This window comes from Peribacillus sp. SIMBA_075 (assembly GCF_046534585.1).
Genome location: NZ_JAWRYN010000411.1, coordinates 1 through 286, shown reverse-complemented (window position 1 = coordinate 286; position 286 = coordinate 1). Strand labels below are relative to the sequence as shown.

At 35.7% G+C, this 286-nt stretch carries 1 protein-coding gene; it reads right to left on the bottom strand.

What is annotated here, in order from left to right; translation table 11 throughout:
• The coding region (locus SB775_RS28810; RefSeq protein WP_410864612.1) for an iron chelate uptake ABC transporter family permease subunit at window positions 1-286 on the bottom strand (286 nt) is incomplete at both ends.

The following is a 286-nucleotide window of genomic DNA, read 5'->3' as shown; positions in this document are numbered from 1 at the left end:
AATTAATCCCAAGAAAGGTAAGTTTCCAATAACAGCTGCAACAATTCCAACTGCAACAGAGATAAGGCCAGTCCCAAAAAGAACAATTCTATTGTAATTAACTCCAAGGCTTGTTGCGACATCTTCTCCTAGTCCAGCTAAAGTCAGTCTATTAGCATACATAAAAATAAGCAAAGTAATGATAACAATCAGCCATAAATATTCATATCTTCCCACCTGAATGTTAGCAAATGAACCTACAAACCAAGTTTCAATACTTTGCGTCATTTGAAAAAGGAGTCCTAGA